At 49.3% G+C, this 20,003-nt stretch carries 15 protein-coding genes and 4 tRNA genes; 1 reads left to right on the top strand and 18 read right to left on the bottom strand.

Annotation, left to right across the window (positions count from 1 at the left end):
- The first annotated feature begins 316 nt into the window (after window positions 1-316).
- Window positions 317-1,252, top strand: coding sequence for a hypothetical protein (locus tag HNV11_RS00315; RefSeq protein ID WP_171737761.1), 936 nt, complete (start codon window positions 317-319; stop codon window positions 1,250-1,252).
- A gap of 61 nt (window positions 1,253-1,313) precedes the next feature.
- Here HNV11_RS00315 and HNV11_RS00310 read toward each other — a convergent pair whose 3' ends face one another.
- From HNV11_RS00310 to HNV11_RS00225, 18 genes are all read right to left on the bottom strand, one after another.
- Window positions 1,314-1,733: a hypothetical protein gene (locus HNV11_RS00310; protein ID WP_171737760.1), complete on the bottom strand. Its 420-nt coding sequence runs from the start codon at window positions 1,731-1,733 to the stop codon at window positions 1,314-1,316.
- 42 nt (window positions 1,734-1,775) lie between these two features.
- Window positions 1,776-2,630: a transglutaminase-like domain-containing protein gene (locus tag HNV11_RS00305; RefSeq protein WP_171737759.1), complete on the bottom strand. Its 855-nt coding sequence runs from the start codon at window positions 2,628-2,630 to the stop codon at window positions 1,776-1,778.
- 179 nt (window positions 2,631-2,809) lie between these two features.
- Entirely contained in the window at window positions 2,810-7,180 is a 4,371-nt protein-coding gene (rpoC, locus tag HNV11_RS00300; RefSeq protein ID WP_171737758.1) for a DNA-directed RNA polymerase subunit beta', read from the bottom strand.
- A gap of 120 nt (window positions 7,181-7,300) precedes the next feature.
- On the bottom strand, window positions 7,301-11,170 hold the full coding sequence (gene rpoB / locus HNV11_RS00295; RefSeq protein WP_171737757.1) for a DNA-directed RNA polymerase subunit beta: 3,870 nt from the start codon (window positions 11,168-11,170) through the stop codon (window positions 7,301-7,303).
- 249 nt (window positions 11,171-11,419) lie between these two features.
- A complete protein-coding gene (gene rplL / locus HNV11_RS00290) occupies window positions 11,420-11,806 on the bottom strand; it encodes a 50S ribosomal protein L7/L12 (RefSeq protein ID WP_171737756.1) in 387 nt (128 codons plus the stop codon).
- A gap of 54 nt (window positions 11,807-11,860) precedes the next feature.
- Window positions 11,861-12,394, bottom strand: coding sequence for a 50S ribosomal protein L10 (gene rplJ, locus HNV11_RS00285; protein WP_171737755.1), 534 nt, complete (start codon window positions 12,392-12,394; stop codon window positions 11,861-11,863).
- A 3-nt stretch (window positions 12,395-12,397) separates the two neighbouring features.
- Window positions 12,398-13,096 (bottom strand): 50S ribosomal protein L1, encoded by a 699-nt coding sequence (gene rplA, locus HNV11_RS00280; RefSeq protein ID WP_077923679.1) that lies wholly within the window; start codon window positions 13,094-13,096, stop codon window positions 12,398-12,400.
- A gap of 23 nt (window positions 13,097-13,119) precedes the next feature.
- Window positions 13,120-13,566, bottom strand: coding sequence for a 50S ribosomal protein L11 (rplK, locus tag HNV11_RS00275; RefSeq protein WP_171737754.1), 447 nt, complete (start codon window positions 13,564-13,566; stop codon window positions 13,120-13,122).
- 150 nt (window positions 13,567-13,716) lie between these two features.
- Window positions 13,717-14,277, bottom strand: a complete 561-nt coding sequence (gene nusG / locus HNV11_RS00270; RefSeq protein WP_171742012.1) for a transcription termination/antitermination protein NusG — start codon at window positions 14,275-14,277, stop codon at window positions 13,717-13,719.
- Between the two features lie 100 nt (window positions 14,278-14,377).
- On the bottom strand, window positions 14,378-14,569 hold the full coding sequence (gene secE, locus HNV11_RS00265) for a preprotein translocase subunit SecE (protein WP_171737753.1): 192 nt from the start codon (window positions 14,567-14,569) through the stop codon (window positions 14,378-14,380).
- A gap of 14 nt (window positions 14,570-14,583) precedes the next feature.
- Window positions 14,584-14,657 (bottom strand) — tRNA-Trp (locus HNV11_RS00260).
- 125 nt (window positions 14,658-14,782) lie between these two features.
- A complete protein-coding gene (gene tuf / locus HNV11_RS00255) occupies window positions 14,783-15,970 on the bottom strand; it encodes an elongation factor Tu (RefSeq protein ID WP_171737752.1) in 1,188 nt (395 codons plus the stop codon).
- Window positions 15,971-16,110: 140 nt separating this feature from the next.
- Window positions 16,111-16,182 (bottom strand) — tRNA-Thr (locus HNV11_RS00250).
- A 69-nt stretch (window positions 16,183-16,251) separates the two neighbouring features.
- A tRNA-Gly gene (locus HNV11_RS00245) sits at window positions 16,252-16,324 on the bottom strand.
- A 10-nt stretch (window positions 16,325-16,334) separates the two neighbouring features.
- Window positions 16,335-16,420: transfer RNA gene (locus tag HNV11_RS00240), tRNA-Tyr, on the bottom strand.
- A 124-nt stretch (window positions 16,421-16,544) separates the two neighbouring features.
- Window positions 16,545-17,072: a hypothetical protein gene (locus tag HNV11_RS00235; protein WP_171737751.1), complete on the bottom strand. Its 528-nt coding sequence runs from the start codon at window positions 17,070-17,072 to the stop codon at window positions 16,545-16,547.
- A 115-nt stretch (window positions 17,073-17,187) separates the two neighbouring features.
- On the bottom strand, window positions 17,188-19,119 hold the full coding sequence (locus tag HNV11_RS00230; RefSeq protein WP_394353893.1) for a M13 family metallopeptidase: 1,932 nt from the start codon (window positions 19,117-19,119) through the stop codon (window positions 17,188-17,190).
- Window positions 19,120-19,390: 271 nt separating this feature from the next.
- Window positions 19,391-19,984, bottom strand: coding sequence for a thioredoxin family protein (locus tag HNV11_RS00225; RefSeq protein ID WP_171737749.1), 594 nt, complete (start codon window positions 19,982-19,984; stop codon window positions 19,391-19,393).
- Window positions 19,985-20,003: the final 19 nt, after the last annotated feature.

Raw genomic sequence — 20,003 nt, 5'->3', positions numbered from 1 at the left:
TTTTGTAGACCAGAAGCAATGGTTTTCACGTAAAGTATAAACATATCTTTACCCTATTGAGCCACACCCAATAGTCTATACTATTATATATCAGCCAATTGGCGGGAAACTTTTTTAAACGGTAGGCGGTTGTTCAGGGCAATACATAGCCAGGCTGATTCGTTTCGGAATTATGCCCGGTCTAAAAACGGGCTTGTTCACTGGTCCTGAACATTCTTAACCAACTTAATTTTATCAGATGTAACAACCTCTACACAACCGCGAAAGCGGCTTTTTTAAAGTTTGTGCATGTTCAATCGTTAAACTGAAAATTACTATGGAGAACAGTCCGCAAAAGTCAAAAACAAACGGTGCTCTGTTGGCGGCCCTAATCATTATGACAGGTCTGGCCGGGGTGTCGAGTTATCTGTATTTTGACCAGAAAAAGGTATCCGAGAACCAGGAAGTGACCATTTCTGAGCGGGTGGAAGAACTTTCAACCACACGTGTAAAACTTGATTCAATTTCAACGGCGCTTGATGCTAAAATTGCTGAAGTACAGAAGCTAGGTGGCGATATTACGGAGCTGGAAAAAGTAAAGGCACAGTTAGAACAGGATAAAGCATCGCTGCGTCGCGGCAACCGGGTATCGCTGGCTAAATACGAAGCCAAGATTAAGCAGTATGAAGCTTTCCTTATTGAAAAAGATACGTTGATTGCCAACCTGCAGCGTGAGAACGTAACACTGGCGACAAATGTCAAAGTTCTCGATGAAGAGAACACAGGCTTAAAAACTGAGCGGCAGCGTCTGGCCGATTCCGTGTCGACCGTGGTTTCTCAAAATCAGGATCTTTCTACTAAGGTAACCCGCGCAGCTGCTTTAAAAGCTCAGAATATTAAGGTCCTGGCTGTAAACTCGAAAGGCAAGGTAAAAGAAGATGACGCTTATAAAGCTCGCCGACTGGACAAAATCAAACTGGTCTATACGCTGCTGGATAACCCATTAACCAAAGAGGAGCCCAAGGACGTATATGTACGGGTACTGGACCCTCAGGGCGCGGTAGTTTCTGATATGGCTAATGGTTCGGGAACCTTTACGGTCGATGGTAATGAGACCATTTACACGACCAAGCAAACGGTCAATTATACGAGCAATGGCCAGAATGTTGAACTGCTGTATACTCGTGGTATTCCTTATAAGCCCGGAAAGTATACAGTTGAACTGTATTCGGAAGGCTTTAAGATCGGTACTGGCGAATTTGCAGTTCGGTAAACTGGTTTAACCACATAAAAAAAGCGCGACACCCAACGGTGCCGCGCTTTTCTTGCTCTACTCAATTGGTGGTTCTATATCCAGTAAAACCAAGATTTTCTTGCAGAGGACTGGCAACAGAAAGCCGCAAAACCTTTCCTGTTTTTTCCATTCCATAGTTTGTGAAAACTCTGTCTTTCTGCAGCGAACCAATGTTTAAACCGGCAACTGTAAGCTGAATAACTTCCATTTGGCTATTTAAGCCAATATGAGCAATACGCTGCACAACTTTGTTCGGATACTGCTTTGTATACATCAAAGTTACTGTACTGTCAGACTCTGCTTTTAGCTCAACGGCAGGAAGTTTGTTGGCCGGCATTGCTATATAAGCCGGATCCAGGTAAACATTTGTCTGGTACACTCCTGCAGCTTCGTCAGCTAACGTCAGCGGGCTGGGTCGGACATCACTATACCGATGGCAGGCTGCGGTAGTAGCTAACATAGCACAGAGCAGGAGTCGTAAGGTCATTAGCCAATGTTCTGATTAAACCTGATCATTAGACCCGACCGTTGACGAAAGGGTTGGAACATCCGTTTCCTTTTTTTCGGGTGCTGGTTCTTCCGCAGCTTCAACCCAGACTTTCATATCATTCAGAGACATTGGACCGAACTGTGTTGTGAAAGCCACATCGGCAGCATCACGTCCGTAAGCCACTGTGATTCGATTCCCGCGGGGTTGCTCCTGCGTTGCATCGAACGTAAACCAGCGGCCATCTACGTAAGCCTCAAACCAGGCATGCAGATCCATTGGGTCGAGCTGGTGTAAATACCCGACCACCATTCGGGCAGGGATATTCAGCGCACGGCAGAGAGAAATACCCAGATGGGTAAAATCACGGCAAACGCCGACCTTTTTGTCGGCTGTGTCAACCGCCGATGTGCTGGCGTCGCTGGTGCCGTACTGGTAGGTTACGTTTTCATGAATCCAGCGTCGTATCGCTTCTACCTGATCATATCCAGGTTCCATGTCCTTAGTCACCTCGGCCGCCAGATCGCCTAACTGGTCAGACTGGCAGTAACGGCTGGGAAGCGTATAGTGCAATACATCATCTGGCAGATCTTCTACCGGCGTATAGGGAGCCCCCGGCGACACATCAATGAGGTCGGACGTTTGTACAGTCGCCGAAAAGTGAATAGAAAAAGGGCCTTCGGGGGCTACAACGCGTTGACAGAGATTGCCATACATGTCCGTAAATTCGGTTACGTTGACCGCTGGAATGATCTGGTATTCCTCGCGGATTATCCATTGTCCGGCTCCCGAGCGCGGCCGTAACATCAGGATTAAAGGTGTTGGCCCCTGGGCTTCAAACGAAAGCTCACAGCCAGCGTTAAGTTGCATATTTTTTGAAGAGCGATTGATTTCAGTTTTTATAAGCTATAACCTCACAGATTTGTTCTGATTTAGAACACTTCGCTGAACTATAGTAACTGAACCTGTAAAGGTCCTCAGCCTTCTTTTAATAAAAAATGGCCTGATCATTTCTGACCAGGCCATTTTTTATAAACAGTTAGCAAGCCTTAAACCGCGGCCCGCTTCTTACTCCGGGCAAATTGTTCGCGCGATTCCGTGATCGTTTCGAGTTCTTCTTTCGAACCAACAATCACGTTCTGGTAACGCCGAATGCCTGTACCAGCCGGAATCAGGTGGCCTACAATAACGTTCTCTTTCAAGCCGTCAAGCATGTCACGCTTACCGCGAATCGAAGCTTCACTCAGAACTTTCGTTGTTTCCTGGAAAGATGCTGCCGATATAAAGCTATCCGTACCGAGCGATGACTGCGTAATACCCATCAGCGTCGGCTGCGAAACAGCAGCCATTGCGTCACGTACGGTCACTAAAGCCATGTCACGGCGTTTCAGGCTGGAGTTCTCGTCACGTAGCTGGCGGCTCGTCACAATCATACCAGGCTTGAAGTTAACCGAGTCACCGGCGTCCATAACAACCTTGGCGTCAAGGACCTTGTCGTTTTCTTCGCGGAATGCCCACTTATCAACAACCTGTCCTTCAAGGAAGTTGGTATCGCCCGAGTCGATAATCTCAACTTTCTGCATCATCTGCCGAACAATGGCTTCAATGTGCTTATCGTTAATCTTAACCCCCTGCAGACGGTATACTTCCTGAATCTCGTTCACCAGGTATTCCTGAACAGCCGTCGGACCTTTGATAGCCAGAATGTCGCTTGGTGTGATAGCACCGTCAGACAGCGGAGCGCCAGCCCGTACGAAGTCGTTATCCTGTACAAGGATGAACTTCGACAGCGGTACGAGATATTTTTTCTTCGTGCCGTCTTTCGACTCGATGAAAATCTCACGGTTACCGCGCTTGATCGTGCCATACGTGACAACACCATCAATTTCACTCACCACGGCCGGGTTTGACGGGTTCCGGGCTTCAAACAATTCCGTTACGCGCGGCAGACCACCCGTAATATCACGAGTTTTACCAACGTTACGTGGAATCTTGGCCAGCGGCTGACCAGCTTTAATCTGCTGCCCTTCTTTCACGACCAGACGAGATCCAACCGGCAAGTTGTAGCTCTTCTGCAACTGCCCGCCTGCGTCAGCATCCGGCAGGTGCAGCGACAAGGTCGTTGTTCCCTGTACAATAATCGCCGGGTTCTTCGCCTTATCGCGGCTTTCGATGATCACCATCTCCTGGAAGCCCGTCTGTTCGTCGAACTCCTCGCGGTAGGTAATACCGTCTTCAATAGCGTCGAAGTTTAGCGTACCCGTTAGCTCGGACAGAATAACAGCGTTATACGGATCCCAGGCGCAAATATCGTCGCCCTTTTTCACCATATCACCTTCCTTCACCCGCAGGAATGCACCATAAGGTACGTTGTTGCTGATCAGAACAACGTTCCGATCATTCGGGTTTACGATCCGAACTTCACCCGAACGACCCATTACGACCGTTTGCGGGTTTCCTTCCGAATCCTCCGACTCAACTGTTCGCATCTCTTCAAACTCGATCAGACCGTCGAATTTTGCTTTGATCGAAGCGTCAACTGCGATGTTGGAAGCAGTACCACCGACGTGGAAGGTACGGAGCGTTAACTGCGTACCAGGCTCACCAATAGACTGCGATGCAATTACACCAACAGCTTCACCGATGTCGACCATGCGGCCCGAAGCCAGGTTACGGCCGTAGCACTTAGCGCAAACGCCCTGCCTGGATTCACACGTAAGCACTGAACGGATTTCAACCGTTTCGATGCTCGTTTCATCAATGGCCGCGGCAATCTCTTCAGTAATCAATTCGCCAGCGCCTACCAGTTTCAATGGCCGATTATCCGCGTCTTTTTTCAGCGGGTCGAAAATATCGTGCACTGTCGTGCGGCCCAGAATCCGCTCCGACAGCGGCTCTACGATATCTTCGTTGTCTTTCAAGGCCGAGACCTGAAGACCACGTAACGTACCGCAGTCATCTTCGCTGATGATAACATCCTGCGCTACATCGTGCAGACGCCGGGTCAGGTAACCAGCATCGGCCGTTTTGAGAGCCGTATCGGCCAAACCTTTCCGGGCACCGTGCGTCGAGATGAAGTACTCCAGTACGTCGAGACCTTCTTTAAAGTTCGATAGAATCGGGTTCTCAATAATCTCACCAACGGAGCCCTGCAGGTTTTTCTGCGGCTTAGCCATCAGTCCCCGCATACCGCCCAGCTGACGAATCTGCTCACGGGAACCACGGGCGCCCGAGTGCATCATCATATAGATCGAGTTGAAACCACCCTGATCGGCTTCGAGCTGCTTCATCAGCGTCTCGGTCAGTCGGGAGTTAACGCGCGTCCAGATATCAATAACCTGGTTATACCGTTCGTTCTCCGTGATCAGACCCATCAGGTAGTTGTCCCAAACGCTCTGTACCTCAGCTTTTGCTTCTTCAACAAGGCCCTGCTTCGCTTCTGGAATCATGACATCGCTCAGACCGATCGATAGACCGCCTTTGAACGCCATCTGGAAACCAAGCTCTTTAATCTCATCGAGGAACTGAGCCGTCCGTGCACCACCCGAGATTTTGAAGATGAGGGCAATGATTTGCTGCAGCTTTTTCTTCGTCAGCAGTTCATTGATATAGCCAACCTCTTCCGGTACCGCCTGGTTAAATAATAACCGACCCGCTACGGTATCAATGATTTTATCAACCAGCTGATCATTCTCATCCCGAACTTTTACCCGGCACTTGATATTGGCATGCTTCGAAATTTTACCTTCGTTAATACCAATGATGACTTCTTCGGCACCGTAGAACGTCATTCCTTCACCCGTGATCGGGTACTCAGGTGTTGACTTACGGCCTTTCGTTACGTAATACAGACCCAACACCATGTCCTGCGACGGTACCGTAATCGGCGCCCCGTTGGCAGGGTTCAGAATGTTGTGCGAAGCCAGCATCAATAACGATGCTTCCAGAATTGCCTCCTGACCCAGCGGCACGTGAACGGCCATCTGGTCACCGTCAAAGTCAGCGTTGAACGCCGTACAGACGAGGGGATGCAACTGAATAGCCTTACCTTCGATCAGCTTCGGCTGGAATGCCTGAATACCCAGGCGGTGCAGCGTTGGAGCCCGGTTCAGCAGAACAGGATGGCCCTTCAGCACGTTCTCCAGTATGTCCCAGATAACGGGATCTTTCCGGTCAACGATTTTCTTAGCCGACTTAACTGTCTTGACGATACCCCGCTCGATGAGCTTCCGGATGACGAACGGCTTAAACAATTCAGCCGCCATATCCTTTGGCAGACCACATTCGTGCAACTTCAGTTCTGGTCCTACGACAATTACCGAACGACCCGAGTAGTCAACGCGCTTACCCAGCAGGTTTTGCCGGAAACGGCCCTGCTTGCCTTTCAGCATGTCGGACAGTGATTTCAGCGCCCGATTACCTTCCGAACGAACGGCGTTCACCTTCCGCGAGTTGTCGAACAGCGAGTCAACCGCTTCCTGCAGCATCCGCTTTTCATTCCGCAGAATAACTTCGGGCGCTTTGATCTCAATCAGACGCTTCAGGCGGTTGTTCCGAATAATTACCCGGCGATACAGATCGTTCAGGTCGGAGGTAGCAAACCGGCCACCATCGAGAGGGACGAGCGGACGCAGTTCGGGTGGAATGACCGGTACCATTTTAATGACCATCCACTCAGGCCGGTTCTCGATGCGGCCATTCGCTTCCCGGAACGCTTCGACGACTTTCAACCGCTTGAGGGCTTCAGCTTTCCGCTGCTGCGATGTATCGGTAGCAGCCGCGTGACGCAGCTGATAAGAAAGCTCGTCTAACTGCAGACGGGATAACAGCATTTCCAGCGCTTCGGCCCCCATCTTCGCGATGAACTTGTTCGGGTCCTTATCGTCCAGATGCTGGTTGGTGCTTGGCAGCTTGTCAATGATATCGAGGTATTCGTCCTCGGTCAGGAAATCAAGTTGGTTAATACCGTCTTCGGCCTTGACACCCGGCTGCACGACTACGTAACGTTCGTAGTAGATAACCTGGTCGAGTTTCTTGGTCGAAAGACCGAGCAAATAACCAATCTTGTTTGGCAATGAGCGGAAATACCAGATATGCGCCACCGGCACCACCAGTTCAATGTGGCCCATCCGCTCCCGGCGTACTTTCTTCTCTGTCACCTCTACGCCACAACGGTCGCAGATGATGCCTTTGTAACGAATACGCTTGTATTTACCACAGTGACATTCCCAGTCCTTTACTGGCCCAAAGATGCGCTCGCAGAACAAGCCACCCATCTCGGGCTTATAGGTCCGGTAGTTAATCGTCTCCGGCTGCGTCACTTCGCCGTAGGAACTCTCCAAAATAGACTCCGGCGACGCCAGACTGATCGTCACGCTGGCAAAGTCGCTGTTGAGTTTCTTGTTCTTTTTGAACGACATTGGTTGGAGATTATAGGTTAAAATCTTGTCATTACTATCATTTAGTGGTCATTGATCATCACGCATTGTAAAAACAACTAATGACAATCAACGCCCCCTAACGACATCGAATGACTAACTTTATTCAAGTGTAATTTCAAGTGCCAGACCACGTAACTCGTGTACGAGTACGTTGAACGACTCGGGAATGTTCGGCTTCGGCAGGTTTTCACCTTTCACGATAGCCTCATATGCTTTCGCACGGCCGACTACGTCATCGGATTTCACGGTCAGGATTTCCTGCAGAATGTTGGATGCCCCAAAGGCTTCGAGCGCCCAAACTTCCATCTCACCAAACCGCTGGCCACCAAACTGCGCTTTACCACCCAGCGGCTGCTGCGTAATCAGCGAGTACGGCCCGATCGAACGAGCGTGCATCTTGTCGTCTACCAGGTGACCGAGTTTGAGCATGTAAATGATACCAACCGTTACCGACTGATCAAACCGCTCACCCGTCAGACCATTGTAGAGATATGTCCGGCCAAACGATGGCAGACCTGCTTCGGCTAGTTCATCAGCAACCTGCTGTTCCGTAGCGCCGTCGAAAATTGGAGTCGCATACTTCCGATCCAGTTTCTGACCAGCCCAGGCCAATACGGTTTCGTAAATCTGGCCCAGGTTCATCCGGCTTGGTACGCCAAGTGGGTTCAGGACGATATCTACTTTCGTTCCATCTTCGAGGAACGGCATGTCCTCGTCGCGCACAATCCGGGCAACAACCCCTTTGTTTCCGTGGCGACCAGCCATTTTATCACCTACTTTCAGCTTACGCTTCTTGGCGATATAGACTTTAGCCAGTTTTACGATACCGGCTGGTAGTTCGTCTCCTACTTCAAGCGTAAACCGTTCCCGTTTGAAACGACCGGTAATTTCGCTCCGACGATTGTTATAGTTTTTGATCAACTGCACAATCATCTGGTTCAGCTTATCGTCATCCGTCCAAGCATCCAAATTGAGGTCAATCAACAGGTTAGCTTCCTCCGGAACAGCGTACCCACTTTCGTCACGGTACGGATTTTTATCCGGGAACAGATTATCCGTAATATTCTTGCGGCTGAACTTCACCCCTTTGCTGACAATCTCGTCACCAAACTTGTGCTTGACGCCCTGGCTTGTTTTGCCATCCAGCAAAGCCACCATTTTGTCGATCATCCGGGCCCGGAAGTCGTTCAGTTCACGGCCGTACTTCTTCATCAGGGCTTTCACCTCATCCTTGTGCTTGCCCCGGTCTTCTTTAGCTGGACGGGCAAACAGTTTGGTGTCGATAACAACGCCTTTCAGGGACGGGGGCGCTTTCTTCGAGGCATCCTTCACGTCACCGGCTTTGTCGCCAAAGATGGCGCGGAGCAGCTTTTCTTCCGGCGTCGGATCGCTTTCCCCTTTCGGCGTAATCTTACCGATCAGAATGTCGCCTTCTTTTACCTCCGTACCTACGCGAACGATACCATTTTCGTCAAGGTTACGAACCGTTTCTTCGCTTACGTTTGGAATCTCCGAGGTCAGTTCCTCTTCACCCCGTTTCGTATCCCGTACCTCCAGCTCAAACTCTTCGATATGGATCGACGTAAAGATATCTTCCCGAACAACCCGCTCCGAAATTACGATGGCATCCTCAAAGTTGTAACCCTGCCAGGGCATGAAGGCAACCTTCATGTTCCGGCCTAGCGCCAACTCACCAGCCTGCGTGGCGTAACCTTCGCAGAGAACATCTCCTTTTTTCACTTTCTGGCCTTTCAGCACAGTCGGCTTAATGTTGATGCACGTATCCTGGTTCGTCCGACGGAACTTAATCAGATTGTACGTCTTCCGATCTTCATCGAACGTAACGGCAATCTGATCATCATCGAGGTCGTAGCGAACGACAATCTTGGTCGAATCAACAAACTCGATAACTCCATCGGCTTCAGCAATTACCAGCGTACGGGAATCAACGGCTACACGACCTTCCAGACCTGTGCCCACAATGGGGGCTTCAGGCCGAAGCAGCGGTACAGCCTGACGTTGCATGTTCGATCCCATTAGGGCTCGGTTCGCATCGTCATGCTCCAGGAACGGAATCATGGAAGCCGCCACCGATACAATCTGATTCGGAGCAATATCCATGAAGGTTACGTTCGCAGGTTCAGCCATTGGGAAGTCACCTTCAAAACGAGCTTTCAGGCGATCAACCTGGAAGTTGCCTTTCTTATCAATACCAGCATTAGCCTGGGCGATATAATGCGTGTCTTCCTCTTCGGCGGTCAGGTACATCACCGGTTTATCCATCGACACCTTACCGTTCTCAATAACCCGGTAGGGTGTTTCGATAAAGCCCATGCTGTTAATTTTTGCGTATACGCATAGCGATGAAATCAGACCAATGTTCGGACCTTCCGGCGTTTCAATTGTACACAGACGACCGTAGTGCGTATAGTGTACGTCACGAACTTCGAAACCAGCCCGTTCGCGAGACAGTCCACCCGGTCCGAGCGCCGACATACGACGCTTGTGCGTCACTTCGGCCAGCGGGTTCGTCTGGTCCATGAACTGCGACAGCTGATTCGTTCCGAAGAACGAGTTGATAACCGACGACAGCGTACGGGCGTTAATAAGGTCAACGGGTTTGAAGTCCTCGTTATCCCGCACGTTCATCCGCTCCTTAATTGTCCGCGCCATTCGCGCCAGGCCAACTCCGAACTGAGCGTACAATTGTTCACCTACAGTCCGGACGCGCCGGTTGCTGAGGTGGTCAATATCATCGACAACAGCCTTCGAGTTGATCAGACCAATCAGGTATTTCACAATCGACACGATGTCTTCTGTGGTTAATACTTTCATGTCTGACGAGATGTCAAGACCCAGTTTTTTATTGATCCGGTAACGGCCTACGTCGCCAAGATCATAACGCTTATCTGAGAAGAACAGGCTCTGAATGATATCACGCGCTGTTTGCTCATCAGGAGCGTCCGCATTCCGTAATTGCCGATAGATCTGCTCCACTGCCTCTTTTTCAGAGTTAGAGCTATCTTTCTGCAGCGTGTTATAAATAATATTGTAATCAGCCATGTTCATGTCTTCCTTATGCAGGATGACTGACTTCTGACCTGATTCTGTAATCGTGTCAATATCATCAACCGAAATGGCCGAGTCACGCTCCAAGAGCACCTCGTTCCGGCTGATTGAAACTACTTCGCCCGTATCTTCATCTACGAAGTCTTCCGTCCATGTGCGCAGTACCCGTGCGGCTAAACGACGGCCAATGGCTTTCTTTAAATTGGCAGGCGTAGCCGGTACTTCTTCCGACAAACCAAACAGGTCAAGAATATCTTTATCGGAGCCAAAACCAATCGCCCGTAACAACGTCGTCACCGGAAACTTTTTCTTCCGGTCAATGTAAGCATACATTACGTTGTTGACGTCCGTTGAAAACTCAATCCAGGACCCTTTGAATGGGATAATCCGGGCAGAGTATAGCTTCGTACCGTTTGTATGTTTGCTCATAGAGAAGAACACACCCGGCGAACGGTGAAGCTGCGAAACAATCACCCGCTCAGCTCCGTTAATGACGAACGAGCCTTTTTCGGTCATGTATGGTATATTCCCCAGGAAAACTTCCTGCTCGATTGTCTCAAAATCCTCATTGTCAGGATCATTGTTCGACAGCCGCAGTTTGGCTTTCAGAGGTACCGAATACGTTAAACCCCGATCAATCGACTCGTCGACCGAATATTTCGGTGGATCAACGGAGTAATCAATAAACTCCAGCTTAAAATTTTCGCGGGAGTCGGAGATAGGGAAATTTTCCTGAAAAACCTTGAACAACCCTTCTTCCGACCGTTGGTTGGAAGGCGTATCAAGCTGGAAAAAATCTTTGAAGGATTTTACTTGAATATCCAGGAAGTCTGGATACCCAATCACTGGCTGAATCGTCGCAAAATTTTTGCGCGTACTGATTTTCGCGTTTGTAGCCAAGATTGTACTCTGTTTAGTTGCGTAACCGATTCTCAATGAGCGCGTTGCGAAGATTTGCGACGGCACCCGAACTAAGCGGCTATTCAGACCCCAGGTGTCACCCAACCCGAGGGGCGTAAATAGTCAACAGAAAGCAATAGAAATAAGTTTGTCTTTTGCAAGGGCATAGACAAAAATTCTCCAAACAGGAAAAGACCAGATGGTTCACCTGGCCTCCCCTGCTTGGAGCGATATGCATTCAGCAGATGCTTACTTAACTTCTACTTCAGCACCAGCTTCTTCGAGTTGCTTACGCAGCGATTCAGCTTCGTCTTTAGCAACTCCTTCTTTTACTGGCTTCGGTGCGCCGTCAACCAGTTCTTTGGCTTCTTTCAGGCCCAGACCGGTCAGATCTTTCACCAGCTTCACAACGGCCAGTTTAGCAGCACCGGCTGATTTCAGGATCACGTCGAACGACGTTTTCTCAGCCGCGACCGGAGCGGCATCGCCACCACTTGCAGCACCACCGGCTACCATTACAGGAGCGGCAGCTGCCGGCTCGATACCATACTCATCCTTCAGGATAGCAGCCAGTTCGTTAACTTCTTTAACCGTCAGGCTTACAAGCTGCTCAGCGAACGCTTTCAAATCTGCCATTTTAGTATTCTTATTTGATTGTGATACAATGTTGAAAAATAAACGTCGGAGAAATTAGGCTGCTTCCTCGCGCTCCGACAGCGTCTTGAGGATACCGGCCAGTTTATTACCGCCACCCTGCAGCGCCGAAATGACGTTTTTAGCAGGCGATTGCAACAGGCCAATGATTTCGCCAATGAGTTCTTCACGGCTCTTCAGTGCGATAAGCGCATCAAGCTGATCGGCTCCGATGAACAGGCTGCTGGAGATTGAGGCTCCTTTCAGTTGCAGCTTGTCATTCGTTTTGCGAAATTCCTTAATCAGTTGGGCCGGTGCTTTCTGGTTGTCAGGGTGAAACATTATCGCTGACTGACCATGCAGAACCGTATCGTTTAACGGCGTAAAGTCACCGTCAATGGATTCGAGTGCTTTTTTGATGAAGCTGTTCTTCACCACTTTGTACTCGATACCGCGCTCAAAACACATCCGACGTAACGTGTTGACTTCAGCAACCGTCATGCCATTGGCTTCCGTGATGTAGAAGAAGGGGATGCTCTGGAATTTACCAGTCAACTCCTCTATAATTGCTCCTTTTTCCTCGCGTTTCATGGCTTATACTCCGGCTACCGTACCTTTATCAATCGTTACTCCCGGACTCATCGTACTCGACATATTGATTGTCTTTACGTACGTACCTTTTGCCGACGAAGGCTTCAGGCGTAGTAGCGTAGCGATGATTTCCTGCGCGTTTTCGGCCAGTTTTTCCGGCGGAAACGATACTTTACCAATACTTGTGTGAATAGCGCCCTGCTTATCAACTTTAAAGTCGATTTTACCGGCTTTCACCTCACGAACGGCTTTACCAACTTCGGGAGTTACTGTTCCTGATTTTGGATTTGGCATCAGACCACGCGGACCCAGCACTTTACCCAGGCGACCCACTTTAGCCATAACGTTCGGCATCGTGATAATCACGTCAACGTCCGTCCAGCCTTGTTCGATCTTCTGAATATAATCATCCAGACCTACGAAATCAGCGCCAGCCTCTTTCGCTTCGTTCTCCTTGTCCGGGGTGCAAAGCACCAGAACGCGAACCGTCTTACCCGTACCATGCGGCAACGTAGCAACGCCACGAACCATCTGGTCGGCTTTACGCGGGTCAACGCCCAACCGAACATCAATATCCACGGAAGCATCGAATTTCGTGTACGAAATCTCCTTCAGAATTTCGGCTGCCTGTTGCAGCGAATATTCCTTAGCAGCGTCGTACTTCGACAGGGCTTCCTTTTGTTTTTTCGTTAACTTAGCCATCTCTGTCTTTGCTCGGGCAAGTCTTATTTGTTCTCGAAAGGCGATGCGCCCGTCACCGTGATACCCATGCTGCGGGCTGTACCAGCCACCTGCTTCATTGCCGACTCAACCGTAAAAGCATTCAAATCCGGCATCTTCGTTTCCGCGATTGTCCGAACCTGATCCCACGTTACCGAGCCGACTTTGTTGCGGTTAGGTTGAGCAGAGCCGCCTTTCAGCTTAGCTGCTTCCATCAGCAGAATCGGTGCTGGTGGCGTTTTGATGACGAAATCAAAGGACTTATCCTTGTAATACGTAATCAAAACTGGCAACACCATGCCCATTTTATCCTGCGTCCGGCCGTTGAACTGCTTGCAGAATTCCATGATATTTAAACCCTTGGAACCCAGTGCCGGACCGATCGGAGGTGAGGGGTTAGCCTGCCCGCCTTTGACTTGCAGCTTTACGTAGCCACCTACTTCTTTTGCCATTGTGAAACTGATTTACGATTTACAATGAGTGCATTACATTTGGTCGTCACATACCGCCTAGTTCTCCAAACACCGCAAACCAACCTGTTTTGACCGTTTGTTCTCAGAGGGAAGCATAGAACGCCCGGCCAATTGAAAGCTAATCAAAGACTAACTTTCTTTTTCTACTTGTGCGTAACTGAGTTCTACCGGAGTGCTCCGGCCAAATATCTTCACGACGACGTTCAGCTTTTTCCGGTCGTCGAATACTTCCTCGACTGTACCAATAAATCCGCCAAACGGTCCGTCAACTACTTTTACATTCTCACCCTTTAGATAAGCAACTGTTGGGGTAGCCACTTCCTGGGTTTCTTCTTCCATCCGCCCTAACATCCGGTTTACTTCTGATTGACGAAGGGGAACGGGAACCTTGGTTGTTGTTCCTACCTGTGAGTTACCCAAAAATCCCAATACGCCAGGCATATTCAGAATCATGTCGAGCGCACGATTATTGGACAAGTCAGCCGAGATCATAATGTAGCCTGGAAAAAATGACTTCTCCCGCACACGCTTCTTACCATTCCGCATCTCGTAGACCTTCTCGGAAGGAATAAGAACCTGCGGGACTACCTCTTCCAACTTTTGCCGGATAATCTCGTTATCAAGGTAAGATTTGATTTTCTTCTCCTGCCCTGACACCGCCCGAATGACGTACCACTGTATGCCGCTCATATTAGTTGTCATTTGTTGTCATTAAATCGTCATTCATTACCATTGCTTCTACATTCTGTTTCGCAATGAATGACTTTAAACGACGAATGAATGACCTTTACTAGAATGACTGATAGAACAAGTTCAGTCCGTTCTCAAACACTAAATCAATTAACCCGACCAATAGCGCAAAAATCAGCGATGCTACCAGCACCAGCGTGGAGCTAGACTGGAGGTCGCCAAATTTAGGCCAAGTCACGTTGTGCTGAACTTCCTCCCAGGAGGCTTTCAGAAACGAGATAAACTTGTCCATTGTAAGTAAGGGATTGGCACGGGTGGAGAGATTCGAACTCCCATCAACGGTTTTGGAGACCGCTATTCTACCCTTGAACTACACCCGTAGCGGAGCTACCGTTTAAAAAAAGTCCGTTACGGCGTGCTTCCGAAACGGACTGCAAAAGTACAAAATAATTTCAAAAAACAAGTGCACCTCTTTAAGAAATGCACTTGTTTCTGAATTACTTGCTTAGTCAAGAATCTCAGTTACCTGACCAGCACCTACGGTACGGCCACCTTCGCGGATAGCGAAACGAAGACCTTTTTCCATAGCGATCTTGTTGATCAGCGTTACGTCGATCGTGATGTTATCACCGGGCATCACCATTTCTACGTTAGCAGGCAGAGAGATCTCACCCGTTACGTCGGTGGTGCGGAAATAAAACTGCGGACGATACTTGTTAAAGAACGGTGTATGACGGCCACCTTCTTCTTTCGACAGAACGTATACCTCAGCTTTGAATTTCATGTGCGGGGTTACTGAGCCTGGCTTACAAATAACCATACCACGACGGATATCGGTTTTTTCAATACCACGCAGCAGCAGACCTACGTTGTCACCGGCTTCACCACGGTCCAGAATTTTCCGGAACATTTCAACACCCGTTACAACCGACTTCAGGTTTTCAGCACCCATACCGAGGATTTCAACCGGCTCGCCCGAGTTGATAACGCCCCGCTCGATCCGGCCCGTAGCAACCGTACCCCGACCCGTGATCGAGAACACGTCTTCTACTGGCATCAGGAACGGCAGATCCGTCTGACGCGGAGGCAGTGGGATAAAGCTATCAACGGCGTCCATCAGCTCTTCGATGGTTTTTACCCATTTGGCATCGCCGTTCAGACCACCCAGAGCCGAACCCTGAATAACCGGAATGTTGTCACCGTCGAACTGATAGAAGCTCAACAGTTCACGGATTTCCATTTCTACGAGTTCGAGCAGCTCCGGATCATCAACCATGTCCACTTTGTTCATGAACACAACAAGCTGAGGTACACCTACCTGGCGAGCGAGCAGGATGTGCTCACGCGTTTGAGGCATTGGACCGTCCGTTGCAGCTACCACAAGGATGGCACCGTCCATTTGAGCAGCACCCGTTACCATGTTCTTCACATAGTCAGCGTGACCCGGGCAGTCAACGTGCGCATAGTGGCGGCTTGCCGTAGCGTACTCAACGTGCGATGTATTGATGGTGATACCGCGCTCTTTTTCTTCAGGAGCGTTGTCGATCGAGGAGAAGTCCCGAATTGCGGCCAGACCCTTTTCGGCCAGCACTTTCGTAATGGCAGCCGTCAGCGTCGTTTTACCGTGGTCAACGTGACCAATCGTACCGATGTTTACGTGCGGTTTCGAGCGGTCAAAATTCTCTTTTGCCATGTTTTTAAAACGCTATTGTGAACTGTTGTTTGTTTTTGTATGAACTCGCTGAACGTCAGTCAAGCCGCACAAAACTGTATTTACTCAACACAATCGTGATGCGGCTTTAATACGCAAAAAGACTTCACTAGGAAGTCTTGAGCCGTTACGGGGACTTGAACCCCGGACCTCTTCCTTACCAAGGAAGTGCTCTACCGCTGAGCTATAACGGCTTGTTTTTAACAGTCTTTAGCTCGTAATAAATAGCCTCGGCAACGATAGCTATTTACTACTCTCCGTTGAGCGGAAGACGGGTCTCGAACCCGCAACCTATAGCTTGGAAGGCTATCGCTCTACCAATTGAGCTACTTCCGCTTGTTTTTAATGGTGGGGAGTGGAGGATTCGAACCTCCGAAGGCGTACGCCAGCAGATTTACAGTCTGATCCATTTGGCCACTCTGGAAACTCCCCAAAAGCACTGTTAAAGAACAATTTCCACCCCGTTTCCGGTTTGGAGTTGCAAAATTACACTGTTTTATCGGGTTGTCAACAAGTATTTTAAAAATAATTAGAGCTGTGAGTGATAATTTCTCCGTTATTGGAGCAGCTGCGTTAGTCGGGACCCGTCCGGATAAACCATATCATTGATCCGCCAACGACCGGCAATCTGCTGCATTTCCAGCTTGATTTCCTGCGCCTTACCGTTGTTCTCAAACGTTGTATAAACAATTGCCCGCGAACCACCCACTGCCGCTGGTTCTACCCAAGTCTTTTTTACGGCTTCATCCCGCACCTTAAACAGCAGATTGGCTTTGAGCGGTTTTTTATAAGCCCAGATAAGGTCTGACGTAGATTTGGTAAAAAACTGCTCAACTAGTGAACGGTCCTTTGTTTCCCGAAAAGGGTTCTCCTTTTTCTGATGCTCAAAGTAAAGCGCCCGAACCAGGCGATCAGCAGCCGATCGGGGAGCATCGGGACCGGGTCGTTTTGCCAAAGCAGCGGCACTGTCAACCTGTTCAGCGACGGCGACTTCGTTGGTCTCCTGCTTTGGCTTGTTCTGGCAGGATGCGTTAAAAATGAGAATGGTTATCAGAAGTTGTATAGTAATCCGGGCGCTGTACATGGCAGTTAAAGGTTAGCTTTACTATAAAAGACAGCCATCAACTGAAACTAATACCTGAAACAAAACGCGCCCATTAACCCGGGCGCGTTTTGTGTATCCAGTCAATTATGATCGGTTACCAGACTTTGATTCGATCTTCGGGCTTTTTATACATTTGATCGCCGGGCTGAACATTAAATGCCTGATACCAGGCAGTAATATTCGACAACGGCCCATTGCAGCGATACAGACCCGGTGCGTGCGGATCGGTCATAATCAATTGCGCCTGAGTTTCGGGCAGAACGTTGATGCGCCACACCTGTGCCCACGACAGGAAGAAACGTTGATCCGGCGTGAACCCATCGATCATGGCCTTTTTGCTAGTTGCCTTTCCCTGCGCCGTTTTCTTAAACGCGTCGTAGGCAATGGCAAGTCCGCCCAGATCCGCCAGGTTTTCACCAAGCGTCAACTGACCATTTACTTTGATGGAGTCCAGCACTTTAAAGCCAAAAAACTGCTCTTTCACCTGATCAGCACGCTTTTTGAAGTTGTCGGCATCAGCCTTTGTCCACCAGTCACGGAGCGTACCATCGGCATCGTACTGACGACCCGAATCGTCGAAGCCGTGCGTCATCTCATGACCAATGACAGCGCCAATGCCCCCATAGTTGATTGCATCATCAGCTTCGAAATCGAAGAAAGGGAACTGCAGAATAGCCGCTGGGAAAGCAATCTCGTTATTAACGGGGTTATAGTACGCATTGACCGTTGGCGGTGTCATACCCCACTCGGTCCGATCCACAGGCTTACCGAGACGGTTGATCATGTAGTTATATTGCCACTTACCGGCTGACTTTACATTTCCGTAGAAATCATTCCGGGCAATCGAAACACCCTCGTAATTCTTCCATTTGTCGGGATAACCGATTTTACGCTTGAACGACGTTAGTTTGGTTAACGCCCGCTTCTTAGTTTCCTCGCTCATCCAGTCGAGGTTTTTGATATGCTCTTTGTAAGAAGCTTCCAGATTGTCTACCAGCGTCAGCATCCGCTGTTTGGCTTCGGGCTTGAAATAGCTCTGCACATAGAGTTGCCCGAGCAGGTCACCAAGAGAACCATCAATCAAACCGCTCACACGCTGCCAGCGGGGCGTTTGCTCTTTCTGACCAGTCAGAATTTTTGAGAAGGCAAAGCTTTGCCTGACAAACGCATCGCTCAGGTACGGAGCCGCGCCTTTCAGAATATTCCAGCGCATGTATGTCCGCCAGTCTTCAATAGGCGTAGCGGCAACCAGGCTATCGAGCGAACGGAAGAAAATCGGGCTTTGAACCAATACCGTATCCTGCGTCTTGACGCCGTACTTCGTTAACTGATCAGACCAGCTGATACTGGGTGTCTGCTTGCTGAAGTCGGCAACGGTCAGTTTATTGTAGGTTTTATACGGATCCCGTAGTTCAACCCGTGGCATTTGCGCTTTGGCCAGAGCCGTTTCAACGCGCAGAATTACGTCTGCATCCTGAGAAGCCTGCGTTGGCTCTTCGCCAATTAACGCAAACATTTTGGTCAGATTATCACGATAAGCGTCGCGGATTTTCTGGCTGCGAGCGTCGTTTTTGAGGTAATAATCCCGGTCTGGCAGCGTCGTTCCTCCCTGGCTGAACTGAGGCAGGTATTTGCTCACGTTTTTACGGTCCTGCGCAACGAAGAAACCGAACAGCATTCCGTTACTTTGGGTCCGCTGGTATGCCAGCTCGTCCAGAAAAGCCGTTTTGTTATTGATCTTATCAATTCGGGCGAGATCAGGTTTAATTGGATCGAAGCCGCGCTTCTCAATAGTCAGGCTATCCATACCGCTGACGTAATAGTCGCCAACCATTTGGTACAACCGACCTTTGGTGGTGGATTTAGTAGCGTCTTCGAGCAACGACTTCATTGCATCAAGACTCTTTTCCCGCAATTCATTGAAGCTGCCCCATGACGTTTTCGAGGCCGGAATGGCATTTTGGCGCAGCCAGTTGCCATTTGCGTACATATAAAAATTATCACCGGGTTTTACCGTCAGGTCCATATTCTCCCGGTCGATAAACTTGCGGGTATCCGCTGGCAGCTTGGCCTTAACCGGCTTCACCACTTTCTTCGGGGGCGTTGCAGCTACTAAAAGGGAGGCAATGGTTATCGCCGACAGAAAAGTCAGTCGTTGATTCATGTAATTTAAAAATTGGGGTTAATGAAGATTACAAAAATACACAACAAACCAACGCGGGTGACAGTCTGCACTTTACGAGTTAAAAATCTAGTTCGTAAAGTGCAGACTGTCACCCGCGTGGATGTAGTTTCCTTTATTTTCCAGCCGTCAGCGAGGCTTGGTAGTTTTTAACGTATGTTCCCGCCTTGAACTGGTCGAATGGTTCCTTCTGGTGATAATCGTTGGCGAAGTAAGTAATGATCTGGTGAAACGTACGCGGCTCCAGATAACCGGCTATTGGCTGAATTAGCTGGAATTTTTCATCCAGGAATACCGTGGTAGGGTAACTCAGCTGATTTTTCATCAGAGCTGCTGCCAATTCCTGAACGCCCCGGCCGTTGGCACTGCTGACGTACTTAAACGTCTGTTTGCCTAGAGTGATGTCTCCCGGTTGCTCGGCATTCAACCGAACAGCATAATAGTTTTGGTTTACGTAGTCGACAATGGCGGGTTTTGAAAAAGTTTCCCGATCCATCACCTTACACCACCCGCACCAGTCTGTGTACACATCTACAACAAACTTCTTTGGTTTTTTCTGCGTCAGGATATACGCTTCCTGAACGGTTAGCCAGTTGATATGCTTACGCTCAACACTGGGCTTAATTGCCGAATCGAGGGGAAGCGATGTCCGGAAGGCACAAATCGCGACCAGCATAAAAGCTCCGAAGAACAGAAGGAGACGGTTCATACGTAAGGTTGTTTTGTAG

It is taken from the genome of Spirosoma taeanense, from assembly GCF_013127955.1.
GTDB lineage: Bacteria > Bacteroidota > Bacteroidia > Cytophagales > Spirosomataceae > Spirosoma > Spirosoma taeanense.
The sequence above is the reverse complement of the archived record's forward strand: the minus strand, read 5'-3'. Positions and strand labels throughout refer to the sequence as shown.